Genomic DNA, 15,574 nt, shown 5'->3' with positions numbered 1-15,574 from the left:
ACAACGCTCGTGATCAATACATCTAGGCCCTGTCGTTTGGATCATGCCGGCGTCGGGGGGGGGGGGGGGGGGGGGCCGCCCCGGGGGGGGGGGGGGGGGGGCCCCCCCCCGGGGGGCGGCCCCCCCCCCCCCCCCCCCCCCCCCCCCCACCGCTGCAGGCCCTTGGGCCGCCTTACTTGCTGATGGCGAAACGCATCAGGGCGTGTTCGTCGCCTTGCTTGATCTTCCCGGGCTGGTTGATCACTTCGAGTTTCCAGGTTCCGCCGTGGCGCACCGCCTTGGCCACGGCGCAGCCGTTGTCCTGGGTGAGGAGGCTGGGCCAGATGTCGGCGACCTGCTGGGAGCTGCCGCCGGTCGCGTCGTAGACCTTGAAGCTGATGTTGCGCGCTTTCTGGAAGGAGCTGCCCTTCTTGAATGCGGCGGCGACGAACACGATCGACGTGATGTGGGGCGGTATCCGGGCGAATTCGACGGTCACCGTCTCGTCGTCGCCGGCCCCGTGTCCCGTCTGGTTGTCACCGCTGTGCACCAACGAGCCGTTTCCCATGGGGTCGAGCGAGTCGAGACCAGCCAGGCGCACCGGGTCACTGCCCTGCATGGCCACGGCAATCAGGTCGAGGTCCGTGCCCTGCTTACGGCGCAGCGCGCCCAGCACTCCGCCGCTGCTGCCGGCCGTGGCATCCCAGGACACCCCGATGGACAGATGTGTCACCCCGTCGAGGTCCGCCGGGCCGTCTTCTTTGGTGAGCGTGATCATGTATCGGCCATCCCTTTCAAAGCGCAACTACAACATGCAGAGTCTGTCCGGGCCCTCGGCGGTTCCAAGCGATCGCTCCTCGTTGGCATCCGGCAGGCCGGGACCGCACCCGCAACCCAGCCACCGCCGTCGAAGCAGGAGGACGAGAAAGAACGCCGCCAGGAGCAACCGAACCCGGTTACGCGCCCGGCACCTCGTCCCGTGCCCCGGCCCGAGCCTCGGCGCTCGGCACCCGTCCCCCGTGTCCACCCCCGCCTCTTGGCATGGAGGGGGCCGCACCGTCGGCGTCGCCGCTGGGCTCCGGTGAACCGGCCGGAACCCACCCTGCAGCTGGACCAGGAGAAACTACTGACCGCCCGGCTGCACGCGGTGAAGGTCAGCAGCCAGGCCGCCGGGAATTCGATGTGTCAGGGTGGTGCCGCACCGGCGGTCAGTGGCTGCTGGATGCCGGCTCGGGTTCCGGCTCGGGGGTGGCGCCGGAGCCGGTGCGCAGGATGCCGGCGGCTATGGCGGTGGTGGCGCAGAGCAGGGTCAGCAGCAGGAAGGTGTGGTTCAGTGCGGTGAGATGGGTCAGCCAGCCGATGACGGCGGGTCCGGCGAGCATCCCGAGGTAGCCGAGCCCGGCGACCCGGGAGACGTTCGCGCCGGCCGCGGCGGGGTCGGCGTGGCCCGCGGCGCTGAACAGCTGGGGGATGCAGCCCGACAGGCCCAGGCCGAACAGGGCCCAGCCCACGAACGCGGTCCATGCCGACGGGGCGAGGGCGGCGATCGTGATGCCGACGGCGGCCGTGGCCGAGCCGTGGCGCAGGACCGCCATCGACCCGAACCGCGTGGCGAACCGGTCCGCGAGGAGACGACCGGTGGTCATCGCCGCGGCGAACGTGCCGTATCCGAAAGCGGCGGTGCTTGCCGGAGCGCCGAGGACGTCCTTGAGGTGCAGGGTGCTCCAGTCGTTGGCGGCTCCCTCACACAGCATCGTCGTGAACGCCAGCGCGGCCAGGATCCAGATCCGTCCGGCGATGCCGCGACGCCCGGCGGCTGGAGCCTGCTCGGCAGGGGCGGCGGCGACGGTGGCGGGTGTGCCGGGCAGCAGGCCGCGGGCCAGGGCCAGTGCGATCACGATGCCGAGCGCGGCGGAGGCGCCGAGCGTGGCGACCGGGGTCATGCCGGCGCTGGCAGCGCCGACCGCGGTGAGTGCGGCGATGACGCCGCCGACGGAGAAGGTGGCGTGGAAGGCCGACATGACGGGCCGGCCGTAGGCCTTCTCCACGTGGACGGCGTGGGCGTTCATGCTCACGTCCAGGCAGCCGTTGCAGAAGCCGAAGGCCAGCAGGGCCCCTGCAAGCGTCCACGGGTCGTGGGCCAGGCCGGGCAGGACCAGGGTGGCGCTGGCCAGGACCCCGGTGGCGGGGACCACGAGGCGTGGTCCGAGGCGGTCGGTCAGGGGGCCGGCCACCTGCATGCCGGCGAAGGCTCCGAGCCCGAGCAGCACCAGCAGGCTCCCGAGGGTGGCGTGGCTGATGTCGACCCGCGTCTCGATGACGGGGATGTGCACCACCCAGGTGCCCATCAGGCTGCCGGCCAGGACGAAGTAGGTGAAGGTCGCCGCGCGGGCGGCTCGAAGCGAAGGGTTCACACCACCCACCGTAACGAACATTCTCAATGTTTGAAAGGCTGCTGTTCGAACGTCTTGAATGTTTGTTTCGGGGTGGTGTTCAATCGCGGGTATGAGCAACGCAGACCGTCACTCCCTCATCGCGCAGGCCGTCAGGGAGTCGGGCCAGGTCACCGTCCACGAACTCGTCGCGCTGACCGGCGCTTCCGAGATGACCATCCGGCGTGACCTCGACGTACTCGCCGGCCAGGGAGTGCTCGAACGCGTCCGCGGCGGCGCGCGAACCCTGCTGCTGCGGGGCGAGGAGCCGCCTTTCGCGCTGCGCGCCCGCGAGGCCGTCGACGCCAAGCGCCGGATCGCCGCCGAGGTGTCCTCGCTCATCGCCGACGGCGAGAGCGTTCTGCTGGACAGCGGCACCACCTGCCTGGAGGTGGCCCGCCTCCTGCGCGAGCGGCCGGTAACCGTGATGCCCCTGTCCCTCCAGGCCATCCACGTCCTCAGCGACCCCCCAGGCAAGGCCACGCTGATGGTGCCAGGCGGACGGCCCCGCGCCGCTGAAGGAGCCCTGACCGGCCCCCTCACCCTTGCCTCCCTGGCCGCGCTGCGCTTCGACACCGCGGTCATCGGCTGCTGCGGCCTGAGCGCTGCCGAGGGCCTGACCGCCTACGACCTCGACGACGCCGCGGTGAAGAAGGCGGCCATCGCCTCGGCCCGCCGCATCGTCGTCGCCACGGACGGCGGCAAACTCGGCCGCACCGCCTACGCCCACGTCGGCCCCGCCACGCTCCTGCACACCCTCGTCACCGACACCACCGCGGCCACCGACGAGGTCGCCGCACTCGAAGGCTCGGGGACCGTCGTCAAAGCCGTCTGACAAACCGCCGATCCGCAAGCCCGCGTCGATGAGGAGCCGCTCACCGGGGAAGCGAAGAGCGGCGGGCCGGAGTCGGCCCAGCTGCGTCAACCCGCGCCATCGAACAGGCCGACAAGGGCGGCGCTGCCGAATCGGGTTCTCGCTCAAGTTCTGTGACCAGCGACTCCGGGCGATCCGGTCGAAGATCAAAAGAGTTTCTGGCACGGCGGCAGCGTTGGAGCGGCTCTCCTCCGGCACATGTTTCGTTAAGCCCTCAACCAAGCACCTGCGGCCAGAATTTGCACTACACCGTGGGCGTATCAGACTGGTGAGAGGAGGGTTTTCAGCGGGTCGGGAGCCGCAGGCAAAACTCTCCGCAATCGGCATCTACGGTGCCGCTGTTGCGAATTCGAAGCAGCGATAACTGCACTGCACAGGCACACTCACAGCCGGTGGGCGACCGCCACCTCCTGCCCCTATTGAACCGTGCCCACCAAAAAGAACGGCCGCGACAACTGGATGCAGCGCGTCTCGGTCCGGATCCATCACTCAAGACGACCCCTTTGTTCGTTATGGGCACCATGTCTGTACGTTCGAATCCCGCCCAGGTGTCCGTACGGCGGCTTCCCCCGCCTGCTCCCCTCGCGTCCCCACAGGAGCCCCCATGCCTCTGCTGCTCATCCAAGGCAAGTACCGCCTGAAAAACACTCAGCCCGACGGGGACACCGTCCACTTCGTCGCCGACAACCCCGATGAGTGGAAGCTCGTCGGTGGCAAGCACCCTGTGATCGCCTCCACCACCGGCGATGCGTCCCTCCGCCTGGAGGGCATCGACGCACTCGAGACCCACTACGCCGGGGAGCACCAGCCCCTGGAGTTCGCCCACGCCGCCGCGTCGGAACTCCTCAGCTGGCTCGGCTTCAACACCGTGGAACGGCAGCCGAACGAGAAAGTCACCGCCTCGACCCCCGAGACCGTGCCCGGCTGGGTCCTCACCGGAGGCGGTGACGTCAACAACCGTGCCGTGGCCTTCGCCGGCCGGGGTGCGCCTCCCGCGGCCAGCGGAACGGCGGTGAACGTGGACGTACCTCTGCTCAAGCAGACCGCCAACCACCACCTGGCCGCGCTGGGCCTCGTCTATCCGACCTTCTACGCCGGCCTGTTCACCGAGCTGCGGCAGGAACTCACCACCGTCGCCCAGAGCGCCCGGACGGCCCGTCAAGGCGTGTGGTCGCAGGACGTGACCACGACAGGGTTCAAGGTCGACGACCTGTCCAGCATCACCGACCACGCGGTGATCATGCCCAAACTGTTCCGGCGGCTGGTGGACTACTTCCAGCTCGGTATGTCGATCGCCTGCTTCCCCGCCTACCTCGCGGGCAAGGAAGACATGCTGACCGTCCTGCCCACCGGTGAGCGCCTCGTGGGCCTGCACCACGTCGTCTCCGTCACCAACGGCCACACCGTCCGCATGACCCGCCCGGTCGAAGACCTGCTCTTCGACGAGGGCTGAGAGGCGCGGGACCCGTGACCGACGCCGCAGACTTCCTCGCCCTGTCCGAGCTGCTCACCGGTGAGCCCACGCTCGACCCCGCGCTGGCGGAGGCCTACCGGCAACGCCTGACCGCCGCGTTCGCCACCGACCTCCCCAGGCTGATCAGCGCCTACCGCTCGGCGTCCACGGCCCCCGACCCGGCGACCGCGCTTCAGGCGGCCATGGATGCCGACACCGCCCTGGCCCGCGTCGCGCGCGAGACCATCACCGTCTGGTACACCGCCCAGTTCGCCAGACCCGACAACACCATGGACCCTCCGGCGACACCCGACCAGTACCGGGCCGGCCTGGTGTGGAAGGTGATCCAGGCCCACCCGATCTCCGCCGCCCCCACCCCGCCCGCACCGTCCGGGTACGGCTACTGGGCCCAGCATCCCTGAGGCAAGGACGCAGATTCCATGGAATCCCCGTACGACGTCGTCATCGTCGGAGCCGGCGTGGCCGGCGCCCTGTGCGCCTGCCAGATCAAGCAAGCCCGACCCGACGCCCGTGTACTGCTGCTGGACGCCGGCGACAACGCCCTGGACTCCCAGGAACGCGACACGTTCGTCGACGCCTACCAGGTCTCGCCGATCAAGAACGTGCCCTCTCCCTACGACGGCCTGCCCAACAACACACTGGGCTACGCCCCGTCCTCGGACGGCACCGGCAACAAGGAGGTGATGAACCGCTACTACGACGAGGCCGGACCGGACCTGTTCAAGAGCGGCTTCCAGCGCATGGTGGGCGGCAGCACCTGGGCATGGCGTGGCAACACACCCCGGTTCCTGCCGAACGACTTCCGGTTGAAGACCCTGTACAACATCGGCGAGGACTGGCCCCTCACCTACGACGAGCTGGAGCCGTACTACGCACGAGCCGAAGCCGAACTCGGTGTTTCCGGCAACCGTGAGGAGTGGGATCCGGCGCTCACGCCCCGCAGCACCGATTTCCCCATGCCCGGGATCGCACCGAGCTACAGCGACCAACTCGTACGCAAAGCCCTGGACGGCATCTGTCCCATCGAGGGCACGCCCGTCACCGTCCTAACCACGCCTCAGGCGCGCAACTCGCAGGAATACCAGGGCCGTAGCGCCTGCCAGGGCAACTCCAGCTGCATCCCCGTCTGCCCGTCCGGCGCCAAGTACGACGCCTCGGTACACGTCCGCCGGGCCCGCGACGAGCTCGGTGTCGAACTGCGCACCGGCTGCGTCGTCGTCCGACTGGAACCCCGCCCCGACAGCGCGGCCCCGACCGTGCTGTTCCGCGATTGGACCACCACCGAAAAGGCCGAGGAAGAAGTGACCGGTACCCATGTGGTGCTGGCACTCAACGCCGTCGAGACGCCAAAGCTGTGGCTGCTGTCCGGCCTGGACAACCGCAGCGACCAGGTCGGCCGCAACCTGATGGATCACCTGGCCAACGAGGTCGTCGGGCTCTTCGGGCAGCCCCTGTTCCCCTTCCGGGGCCCTCAGTCGATCCTGAGCATCGAAACCTTCCGCGACGGCGCGTTCCGCTCCGACAAGGGCGCCTTCCGCATCACCATCGGCAACGACGGCTGGGGCCGCACCGAGTCACCGGCTACGACCCTCGACCGCGACCTGTGGGACGCCGGAGCGCAGAAGATCAAAGTCTTCGGCAAGGCCCTCCAGCAGCAGATCGCCGACCGCGTCACCCGCATGGTGCGCATCGGCTACTCCACGGAACAACTACCCGACCCGGCCAACAGGGTCACCCTGTCCGACAAGACGGACGGGCTGGGAGTACGGCGCCCAAAGATCACGTACCACATCGACGACTACTCCAAGAAGACGCTCGCCTTCGGTGACTCCGTCGCCCGCGGCATCTGGAAGCACCTCGAGGACAACGCCGGCGCCACAGAGGTCGCCGCCCCGGAAGCAGGGCTGAACTACAACGGCGCCGGGCACCTGATGGGCACCATGCGCATGGGCACCGACCCGACCGCGTCCGTCGTCGACGCGCACGGACGGTCCCACGCCCATCCCAACGTGTGGGTCGTCGGCTCTTCCGTCTTTCCCACCGGCGGAACCGCCAACCCCACCCTCACCTTGGCCGCACTGACCCTGCGCAGCGCCGAGGCCCTCGCCGCCACGCTGTGACCGTTTCCCCCGGCGCCACGACGCGTCTGCTACTGGCACGGCACGGACAGGCCGAATGCAACGTCAAGGGCCGCGTAGGCGGCCCGAAGACCTGCACCGGCCTGACGGGCCTCGGACGCGAACAAGTCACCCGGCTCGCAGCTCGCCTGGCAGCAGCCGAGCAGCGGGACGGGCATCCCATCGACGCCCTCTACAGCGGCCCTCGACGGCGCCTCGCGGAGAGCGGCCTCATCCTCGCCGCGGAACTCGGCCTCAGGATGGTGACCGACCCAGGGCTTGACGGCCCGCACCACGGAGCAGCGGACGGCCGGCTCTGGGACGACGTCGAGACCGCCTTCCGGGGCGCACCTCACACGCACCCCGACCGGCCATACGCTCAAGGAGCCGAGCCCTGGAACGACTACCTCCACCGCGCCACCGACCACCTCAAAACGCTGCTGAACCTCCACCAGGGGCAGACGGTGCTCCTCACGGTCCACGGCGAAACCGTCCAGGCCGCCTGCCACCTGCTCCTGGACCTGAAGCCCGAATCCGCCTCCCACGTGACCTTCCGAACCGATCACGCCTCCCTGACCTGGTTCGAACTGGGCCACGACCGATTCGGCAACCACACCGCCGCGCTGGCAAGGCTCAACGACACAGCCCACCTGCGGCAGGTCCGGTGACCCCGCCTCCCCGCCGACGCTGCGGCCCGTCTGCCCGCGAGTTCTCCGGCGGTCAGTGTCTACGCGTCGCCATCGCCCGGGCGCTGGCGCTGGCGCTGCGGCCCCGACTCGTCCGGAGCGGCCATGACCAGGGAAGCCCCAGGTGGGGCCGAACCCGCATTCGGTGCGCCCCAGGGGCGCATCCTGGCTCGGGAGCTGCTCCGAACTGATGCCGAGAGGGCGTCGGTGTCGACCTCGTTTGCGCCGGGCGGTGTGCTCCTCCGGGCGAGGTTGTCCAACACCCCTGACACGTCGCGGACAAGCTCCTCCAGTCGGTCCACGACCGCGGCCTACACTGCGCGACGGATGTCACACCTGGACGTCACGGCCCGCGTCGGACACTCCGCAGTCGGCCGTCCCTGCGCCTGCGCGACTCCGTGTCCGGCTTGACCCGATGACGCTGCCCCCGGGGTCAGTGGTGCCTCAGCGCTTTACGAAGGAGCAAGTACACACCTGCTGCGATCAAGACCATCCCCATGATGATCAAGAGCATCCCGGCAGCAATCAAGAAAGCTCCGAGAGCGATCAAAATCGTCCCGAGGATAAGCAAGATCGTCCCGATGATGAGAAGTAGGGTAGCGAGGACGATCACGGCGTTCTCCTGTCTCCACTCCCGACTGTGGACCCTCCTCGCGGCCAGTGCAAACACTCCGCGCGACGGCCCCTCGGCGCCGTGGGACCTTCGCGTCCCGACCGCTACATCGGGCGGGTAAACCATTGGAGAACAACACAAAGCTGACACACGCGACGGCGCCGCGCCGGGTTACAGGGATGCAGGCCAGGGGGCACGGTTCCGGGTTCCGGATCATGTTCAGCTCCCGAAATACATGGAGTTCGCCATCATGACGCGGGCCACCGCAGTGCACTGACACCCGGCAGACCTGCACTGCGTATCGCCTGGGCCGTTTTTTCAGAACATCGGATTGTTGGTTGATGTGTGTCGTTGGGCTGACGCCCAGTGGGCACGCATCGAGCCGCTGCTGCCGGACCGGACACCTCGGCGGGTTGGGCGGTGGCCTGATCACCGGCAGGCGATCGGCCCGATCGCGTTCAAGTACGCCACCGGCACTCCGTGGATGGACCTGCCCGAGCACTTCGGCTCGTGGAAGGGCTCCCACAAAGGGCCCCGGCCGGCGAGCCGGACGACATGGCCCGTTTACGGGTGCCCCGGCGGAACGGCCGCCCCAGGATCACGCCGGATGTGGTCCTGGCCGACAAGGCCTATTCGTCGCGGGCGATCCGCCGCCACCTGCGGCGCCGTGGAAGCCGGGCCGTGATCCCGCAGCCCGCCGACCAGGCCGCCAACCGCAAGCGGCTCGGCCGCCTCGGTGGGCGCCCGCCGACCTTCGGCCGCGAGGCGTACAAGCAGCGCAACACGGTCGAGCGGTGCATCAACACGTTCAAGCAGTGGCGCGGCCTGGCCAGTCGCTACGACAAGACCGCCACCATCTACCTCGCCGGACTTCACCTCGCCGCCATCTTCATCTGGTCCGCGAGGTGACCCGAAGGAAACGGCCTGGCTCTCCGGCCCGGATACCCAGAAGATCAGCCGCTCGATCGGCGCTCGGCGAGGTCACGTAAGGTCACGGCTTTGTGCCCTGCCGGCCACACGGACCTGGTCATCACCGCACACCCACGCCAGAGCCGTGCGAACCCCGCGCACGAAGTCAAGGCTGCCGGGCTGATCATCAGGGATTTCGAGCAGGACAGCAGCCGCGTCCAACTCAGACGTCAGCCGAGGCAGATCAAGGACGCCACGGCCGCCACGGCCGGTCACCGGGGGATTCTCGATACGCCCGAGCGCCCACTCGTACGCCGCTGCCGCCCCGATGAAGAACTGCGACGAACGCTCCGCGCCGTTGATCGCCAGTTCGTGAAGTGCACGTTCAACTTCGGCGAACGGCCGCGCGCCCACCCTCGTGACACCACTACCGTTCATGTCCTCAGGCAAAGTCATGTCCTTGACATTCCCCCTTCGCCGGTTCTCTGGGCTCCGCCCTTCGGGTGGGCTCCTCCGGGATGCGGCGACGCGCAGGGCTCACGGCGGCCGACGCAAACGGCTCATCGGGTTGGCGTCGTCAGCCCTCGCCGCAACGGCGCCGATCCCGAGACCACTGGGCCACCCCGCCATTCGTGGTTCGCCGAGGAGTACTGCATGCAGGCGGGGCCAGACCCCGGCCTCGGTCCAGTCCCCCAGGCGGCGCCAGGCGGTCACCCCTGAGCAGCCCGCTATCGGAGCGGGGACGTCCCCGCCGGGGTGCGGCGTCCTCGGTCTCGGTCAGACGGGTGCCGGCCGGGACCGGTCGCCAGTGGGCTCGAGGCGGACGACGATGCCCTTCGACGTGGGCTGGTTGCTCATGTCAGCGACGCTGTCGAGCGGCACCAGGACGTTCGTCTCCGGGTAGTAGGCGGCGGCCGAACCCTTGGCCGCCGGGTAGGACACGACCTCGAAGTTCTCCGCCCGGCGCTCGGTGCCGTCCTCCCAGACACTCACCAGGTCCACGCGATCGCCCTGGACAAGGCCGAGTTCTGACAGGTCGGCCGGGTTGACGAGGACGACGTGGCGGCTGCCGTGGATGCCGCGGTAGCGGTCGTTGTTGGTGTACGGGACGGTGTTCCACTGGTCGTGCGAGCGCAGGGTCTGCAGCAGCAGGTGTCCCTCGGGGGCCCGCGGGACCACCCGCTCGTTGCAGGTGAACCGGGCCTTGCCGGTCGCGGTCCGGAACACGCCCTCGTTGACCGGATTGGGCAGCTGGAAGCCTCCCGGACGGGTCACCCGGGCGTTGAAGTCGTGGAAGCCCGGCACGATCCGGGAGATGCTGTCGCGGATGGTGTTGTAGTCGCCCTCGAACTTGGCCCAGGGGATGTCCCCCTCGCCGTCGAGGCTCAGCCGGGCGAGCCGGCACAGGATGGCGACCTCGCTCAGCAGCATGCGCGAGGCCGGTTCGAGCCGTCCCTGGGAGGTGTGCACCTCGCTCATGGAGTTCTCGACGGTGACGAACTGCTCGCCGTCGGCCTGGACATCACGCTCGGTGCGCCCCAGCGTCGGCAGGATAAGCGCGGTGTCGCCGCAGACCGTGTGCGAGCGGTTGAGCTTGGTGGAGATGTGGGCGGTCAGCCGGCACGAACGCATCGCCTTCTCGGTGACGTCGCTGTCGGGCGCCGCGCGCACGAAGTTGCCTGCCAGGGCGAGGAAGACCTTGACGCGGCTATCCAGCATCGCCTTGATGGAGTTCACCGAGTCCAGGCCGTGCGGGCGCGGCGGATCGAAGCCGAACTCCTTCTGCAGGGCGTCCAGGAAGGTGTCCGGCATCTGCTCCCAGATGCCCATGGTGCGGTCGCCCTGGACGTTGCTGTGGCCGCGCACCGGGCAGGCGCCCGTGCCGGCACGCCCCAGATTGCCGCGCAGGATCAGGAAGTTGACGATCTCCCGGATGGTGGGCACGCCGTGTTTGTGCTGGGTGATGCCCATGGCCCAGCAGACGATGACGCGTTCGCTCTGCAGGACCTCGTCGCGGACCTTCTCGATCTCCTCGCGGGTCAGTCCCGTCGCCGCGCGCACGTCGTCCCAGTCGACGGTGCGGGCGTGCCGGGCGAACTCCTCGAAACCGGAGGTGTGGGCGTTGATGAAGTCGTGGTCCAGGACGGTGCCGGGACGCGCGTCCTCCGCCTCCAGCAGCAGCCGGTTCAGTGCCTGGAACAGGGCGAGGTCCCCGCCCGGCTTGATGTGCAGGAAGCGGTCGGCGATCTGGGTGCCCCGCCCCACGACCCCGCGCGGCTTCTGCGGGTTCTTGAAGCGTCGCAGCCCCGCCTCCGGCAGCGGGTTCACGGCCACGATGCGGCCGCCGTTGCGCTTGGCCTCCTCCAGGGCCGAGAGCTGCCGCGGGTGATTGCTGCCCGGGTTCTGTCCCACCAGGAAGATCAGGTCCGCATGGTGGAGGTCGTCGAGACTCACGGTGCCCTTGCCGACGCCCAGCGTCTCGTTCAGGGCGAAGCCGCTGGACTCGTGGCACATGTTGCTGCAGTCGGGCAGGTTGTTGGTGCCGAAGGCGCGGGCGAAGAGCTGGAAGACGAAAGCGGCTTCGTTGCTGGCCCGGCCGGAGGTGTAGAAGACCGCCTCGTCAGGCGAGTCCAGCCCCCTCAGTTCCTGCGCGAGGACGCCCAGGGCGTCGTTCCAGCCGATGGGCTCGTAGTGGTCCGATCCGGGCCGTTTGATCATCGGCTCGGTGAGCCGGCCCTGCTGATTGAGCCACATGTCGGAACGGGCGGCCAGATCGGACACGCTGTGCTCGCGGAAGAAGTCGGCGGTGATCCGGCGCGTCGTGGCTTCGTCGTTGATGTGCTTGGCGCCGTTCTCGCAGTACTCGTTGCGGTGGCGCCGGCCCGGGGCGGGGTCCGCCCACGCGCAGCCGGGGCAGTCGATCCCGCCCACCTGGTTCATGGTGAGCAGGTCCACCCCCGTCTTGCGCGGGGAGGTCTGCTCCAGGGAGTACTCCAGCGCGTGCACGACGGCGGGGACCCCGGCCGCCCACTTCTTCGGCGGTGTCAAGAGGGAGGTCTCCGGCTCCTCACCGGGCGGGTTCTGCATCGCTTGGCCTTTCTCTTGCCGTGGGCGGTACGCGGGTCAGCCGACGGGCCACTGGGCGACACGGCTCCTGGGCGGTTCCGGGGTGTCGTGCTGAACACGGCCGTTGCGGATGGTGCCGCGCCAGGCACCGCCCTCCTGACCGAGCCCTTCGATGAAGTGCTTGAAGTTGACCAGTTCCCCGCGCACCAGCCGGGCGGTCAGCCTCGCGACCCTGGACGAGCGGGTGAGGACCTTCGCGGCTCCGTGCGGCTGGAGGAACATCCGGACCGTGATCGCGGTGCCGCCGGACTCCGTCGGCCTGAACTCCACCTCGCCCTGGTGCGAGGGGTGCTGCTCCAGGCCACGCCAGGCGAGGTAGGCGTCGGGGTCCTGTTCCACGGTCTCGACCGAGAAACGGTGGCGCAGGGGGCCGTAGCCGATGGTCCACACGGTGACGGTGGGCCTGATCTGCGCGACGTCGCGCACCACGGCCGAGAAACGCGGGAACGTCTTGAACTGAGTCCACTGGTTGTACGCCGTGCGGACCGGCACCGCGACCTCGACCGTCTCCTCGACGTGCCGCTCGCCCAGCGGACGGCGGCGCGTGACGCCGTCGCCGTCGCCGTCGGTGCGCATACCCGGCGTGTTGGGCTCGGCCTGCCCGCCGTCGTCTTCGTGCGCCATCATGGTCCTTCTTCCGGTGAGGGAGCCGGGCGTCCGGGCACCCGGCCTCCCCTCGTGGGTCAGGGCATCTCCTCCGGTTCCCCGATCCCGGGTTTCGAGTCACCCGACCAGGTCGGCGTCCTGGGTGGATGGGCCCGATCGCGAGAAGGGTGCCCGGCCCGGGGCGCGGGAGGGGCGCCGGTCACAGGCTTCTCGGTGCCCGGCGGTCGCCTCCAGCTTCACCCCGGGCACGGCCACCCGCCACTCACCGTGCCCCGGCAGGTGGCCGTGCTCCATGACGACGACCTGATCGGCGGCCCTGGTGTTCTCCAGACGGTGGGTGATCACGATGGTGATGCGGTCGGCGGCGATGGAGCTGATCCGCTCGAAGATCCGGTGTTCGCCGCGGGGGTCCATCTGGGCGGTGGGCTCGACGAAGATGAGCAGCTCGGGCCACCGGTGCAGAGCCCTGGAGCAGTCGATGCGCTGCCAGCGGCCGTCGGACAGCTCGGACCCGCCGCAGACCTCCCGGAACAGCAGCGTGTCCAGACCGCAGGGCAGGTCCTCGACGGCCTCCCGTAGTCCGACGGCGTCGACGACTTCCCATACGGGAAGGTCGTCCCGGGTGCGGGGCCGGCCCAAGGTGAGATTCGCGAGGTGAGTGCCGTTCCTGGTGCCGGTGCCCTGGTCAGGAAGGTGGATGCCGGGAGCAGCCGGGTGAGGGTGGACTTCCCCAAACCGTTCGCGCCGACGACGGCGAGGCTCTGGCCACGCCTCAGGGTCAGGGACACATGGTCGACCGCTGGCTTGTCCTTGCCCGCGTACCGGTAGACGACGTCCTCCAGCCGGATCTCCTCCCCCGGCGCGGTGAGCCGGCCCGGCCCGCGCCGGGGTGCGCGGGCGGCGGCATCGTCGAAGAAGGCCGGCATGTCGCCCAGGTACCGGCTGGCATGAAAGCCGGCGGCACCGTTGACGACGACCTGTGAGAGCGCCGCGAGCGTGGTCTGGACGACGATCACGGCCGTCGTGGTGACGGCCGGGTCGATCCGGCCGGTCACCGCCAGCCGCGGCGAAGGCACCCCAGGCCGCGACGAGGAACGCACCACCCGCCGGAGTGGAGAGCAGGGCGATCCGCAGGGTGCGCGGTGCGGCGGTGAGGCCGACGTCAGCCAGATCGTCACCGTTGGAGAGGTACGGCAGGACAGGTGCCGGGTCGACTCCGGCGGGGACGCCGGTCAGTGTCAGCGGGCCCCCGCGGAGGCGACCATCGCCGCGATGGCCCGGGGCTCGACCGAGCCCCACAGTTCCACGACCACCAGCCGGTTCAGACAGTGTTCTGCCGGCGGCAGAACAGCGGTCCGAGCGGACTCGGCGATCACTATCGTCCCTCTCATGACGAGGGTGACAACGCGCACGGTGGAGTACCCGGCCGACGGCCTGACCATGATCGGGCACCTCGCGCTGCCGGCCGGTGCCGAACGCCGGCCCGCGGTCCTGGTGGGGCCGGAGGGCCCTGGACTCAGCGACGTCGAGCGCCGCCGGGCCGATGCGCTCGCCGAGCTGGGGTACGTGGCACTGGCCTTCGACATTCACGGCGGGCGCTATTTGCGCGACCCCGACGAGATGCTGGCCCGTTGCACGCCGCTGCTCGCCGACCCCGACCGGATGCGGGGCATCGGCCACGCGGCGCTCGACGTGGTGCGCGCCGAGCCGCGGACCGACCCCGACCGGATCGCCGCCGTCGGTTACGGCACCGGGGGCGCCATCGGGCTGGAACTCGGGCGCGACGGCGTCAACCTGCGGGCGATCGGGACGGTCAACGCAGTGACCACAGGCCGGCCGGGCGAGGCAGCACGCATTCGCTGCCCGGTATGGGCCGGGGTCGGATCGGAAGACCCGATCATGCCGCCCGCGCAACGGGAAGCGTTCACCGCCGAGATGCAGGCCGCGGGCGTCGACTGGCGCCTCGTGGTCTACGGCGGCGCCTTGCACGCCTTCCACCATCCGCCGGTCGACCAGAGCGTGCTCCCCGGCGTCGGCCACCACCCACGGCACGCGCAGCGAGCCTGGCGCGACATCGTCGACCTGCTCGCCGAGTGCCTGCCCGTGACGGAATGATCCTGGCAGCAACCCCGATCCGGGCCGAGTAGCAGGTCGGTCAACCGCCAGGCCCCTCTCAGTGGCGCCGAGCCGAGCGGAAGGTGCGGCCGGCATGCCGCTGGTCATCGCTCGTCCGGCGCGTTGCGGCCCCCCGCACACCGCGATGTCGGCCTGGACACGCTCGGATGCTCCTCGGGCAGGGCAGAGGCCGCTGTACGCAAACGCCTGAGCCTCTTCACTCGCTCCGTTCAGTAGATGTCGATCATGGCTTCTCCCCGCACACGGCGGCCTTTCCGTTCGGCCGTCGCCGGAGATGTGACCTGCGCTCACCACCGTGCTCCGCCAAGGCCTCGTGTGCGGCGACCATGTGAGGGCCTCCGGTCAGGTCGACCACTCCGTGCACCGGCTCGATGTCCTTGAGCCAGGTCAGATCTGTGACGAGCTCGTCAGCACCGAGTGCGCGCAGCTCCTCCGAGTGCGCCGGGTCTCTGGTGACCGCGGTGACATGTGCGCCGCCTCGGGCCGCGAGCTGGAGAGTGAAGCGGAAGCCGGCAACGTCTACGCGGTCCTCAACTGACTGCGACGCAGCCGCAGCCGCAGCCGCAGCCGCAGCGCGAGAATCCCCTCTGAACTCACCGCCCAGCAGAGCGAGGCGACCCAC

Annotated in this window: 15 protein-coding genes and 3 pseudogenes; 9 read left to right on the top strand and 9 right to left on the bottom strand. The window is 69.5% G+C overall.

The annotated features are described in order from the left end of the window. Positions 1–172: 172 nt before the first annotated feature. A complete protein-coding gene (locus ACZ67Q_RS36955) occupies positions 173–757 on the bottom strand; it encodes a TerD family protein (protein ID WP_471191202.1) in 585 nt (194 codons plus the stop codon). A gap of 430 nt (positions 758–1,187) precedes the next feature. Beyond that, the gene (locus ACZ67Q_RS36950; protein ID WP_471191199.1) at positions 1,188–2,414 is read right to left on the bottom strand and encodes an MFS transporter; all 1,227 of its coding nucleotides are present in this window, start codon (positions 2,412–2,414) and stop codon (positions 1,188–1,190) included. A 70-nt stretch (positions 2,415–2,484) separates the two neighbouring features. Here ACZ67Q_RS36950 and ACZ67Q_RS36945 point away from each other — a divergent pair, with 70 nt between their 5' ends. The 5 genes from ACZ67Q_RS36945 to ACZ67Q_RS36925 all read left to right on the top strand — a co-directional run bounded on the left by ACZ67Q_RS36945 (position 2,485) and on the right by ACZ67Q_RS36925 (position 7,544). After that, entirely contained in the window at positions 2,485–3,246 is a 762-nt protein-coding gene (locus tag ACZ67Q_RS36945) for a DeoR/GlpR family DNA-binding transcription regulator (protein WP_471191196.1), read from the top strand. A gap of 643 nt (positions 3,247–3,889) precedes the next feature. Beyond that, a complete protein-coding gene (locus tag ACZ67Q_RS36940; RefSeq protein ID WP_471191193.1) occupies positions 3,890–4,738 on the top strand; it encodes a nuclease in 849 nt (282 codons plus the stop codon). A gap of 14 nt (positions 4,739–4,752) precedes the next feature. After that, entirely contained in the window at positions 4,753–5,160 is a 408-nt protein-coding gene (locus ACZ67Q_RS36935; RefSeq protein WP_471191190.1) for a sugar dehydrogenase complex small subunit, read from the top strand. A gap of 18 nt (positions 5,161–5,178) precedes the next feature. Further along, positions 5,179–6,879 carry a GMC family oxidoreductase gene (locus tag ACZ67Q_RS36930; RefSeq protein ID WP_471191187.1) on the top strand — a complete coding sequence of 567 codons (1,701 nt, stop codon included), beginning with the start codon at positions 5,179–5,181 and terminating at the stop codon, positions 6,877–6,879. Beyond that, positions 6,876–7,544, top strand: coding sequence for a histidine phosphatase family protein (locus tag ACZ67Q_RS36925; RefSeq protein ID WP_471191184.1), 669 nt, complete (start codon positions 6,876–6,878; stop codon positions 7,542–7,544). The genes ACZ67Q_RS36930 and ACZ67Q_RS36925 overlap by 4 nt, the downstream gene beginning before the upstream one ends. Before the next feature lie 451 nt (positions 7,545–7,995). On the opposite strand, the gene ACZ67Q_RS36920 is transcribed toward ACZ67Q_RS36925, so the two are convergent. Next, the gene (locus tag ACZ67Q_RS36920) at positions 7,996–8,175 is read right to left on the bottom strand and encodes a hypothetical protein (RefSeq protein WP_471191181.1); all 180 of its coding nucleotides are present in this window, start codon (positions 8,173–8,175) and stop codon (positions 7,996–7,998) included. 343 nt (positions 8,176–8,518) lie between these two features. On the opposite strand from ACZ67Q_RS36920, the gene ACZ67Q_RS36915 reads away from it, so the two are divergent. Both ACZ67Q_RS36915 and ACZ67Q_RS36910 read left to right on the top strand, forming a co-directional pair. Next, positions 8,519–8,860 carry a transposase gene (locus ACZ67Q_RS36915; RefSeq protein ID WP_471191223.1) on the top strand — a complete coding sequence of 114 codons (342 nt, stop codon included), beginning with the start codon at positions 8,519–8,521 and terminating at the stop codon, positions 8,858–8,860. Continuing rightward, positions 8,758–9,084 (top strand): annotated as a pseudogene (locus tag ACZ67Q_RS36910) (transposase); the annotation flags it as partial. The gene ACZ67Q_RS36915 and the pseudogene ACZ67Q_RS36910, both read left to right, overlap by 103 nt. Before the next feature lie 72 nt (positions 9,085–9,156). Here ACZ67Q_RS36910 and ACZ67Q_RS36905 read toward each other — a convergent pair. From ACZ67Q_RS36905 to ACZ67Q_RS36880, 6 genes and pseudogenes are all read right to left on the bottom strand, one after another. After that, the gene (locus tag ACZ67Q_RS36905; protein ID WP_471191178.1) at positions 9,157–9,540 is read right to left on the bottom strand and encodes a hypothetical protein; all 384 of its coding nucleotides are present in this window, start codon (positions 9,538–9,540) and stop codon (positions 9,157–9,159) included. 165 nt (positions 9,541–9,705) lie between these two features. Continuing rightward, a pseudogene (locus ACZ67Q_RS36900) lies at positions 9,706–9,816 on the bottom strand (IS5/IS1182 family transposase); the annotation flags it as partial. 45 nt (positions 9,817–9,861) lie between these two features. Further along, a complete protein-coding gene (locus ACZ67Q_RS36895) occupies positions 9,862–12,171 on the bottom strand; it encodes an FdhF/YdeP family oxidoreductase (protein ID WP_471191175.1) in 2,310 nt (769 codons plus the stop codon). Between the two features lie 36 nt (positions 12,172–12,207). Beyond that, positions 12,208–12,834, bottom strand: coding sequence for an SRPBCC family protein (locus ACZ67Q_RS36890; RefSeq protein ID WP_471191220.1), 627 nt, complete (start codon positions 12,832–12,834; stop codon positions 12,208–12,210). Between the two features lie 99 nt (positions 12,835–12,933). Continuing rightward, positions 12,934–13,971: pseudogene (locus ACZ67Q_RS36885) on the bottom strand (ATP-binding cassette domain-containing protein); the annotation flags it as partial. A gap of 83 nt (positions 13,972–14,054) precedes the next feature. After that, positions 14,055–14,207, bottom strand: coding sequence for a hypothetical protein (locus ACZ67Q_RS36880; RefSeq protein ID WP_471191226.1), 153 nt, complete (start codon positions 14,205–14,207; stop codon positions 14,055–14,057). On the opposite strand from ACZ67Q_RS36880, the gene ACZ67Q_RS36875 reads away from it, so the two are divergent. Then, entirely contained in the window at positions 14,206–14,931 is a 726-nt protein-coding gene (locus ACZ67Q_RS36875) for a dienelactone hydrolase family protein (protein WP_471191172.1), read from the top strand. The genes ACZ67Q_RS36880 and ACZ67Q_RS36875 overlap by 2 nt on opposite strands. Positions 14,932–15,247: 316 nt before the next feature. Continuing rightward, entirely contained in the window at positions 15,248–15,490 is a 243-nt protein-coding gene (locus tag ACZ67Q_RS36870; protein ID WP_471191170.1) for a hypothetical protein, read from the top strand. Positions 15,491–15,574 lie beyond the last annotated feature (84 nt).

Source organism: Streptomyces sp. NPDC036813 (genome assembly GCF_055609245.1).
The sequence above is the reverse complement of the archived record's forward strand: the minus strand, read 5'-3'. Positions and strand labels throughout refer to the sequence as shown.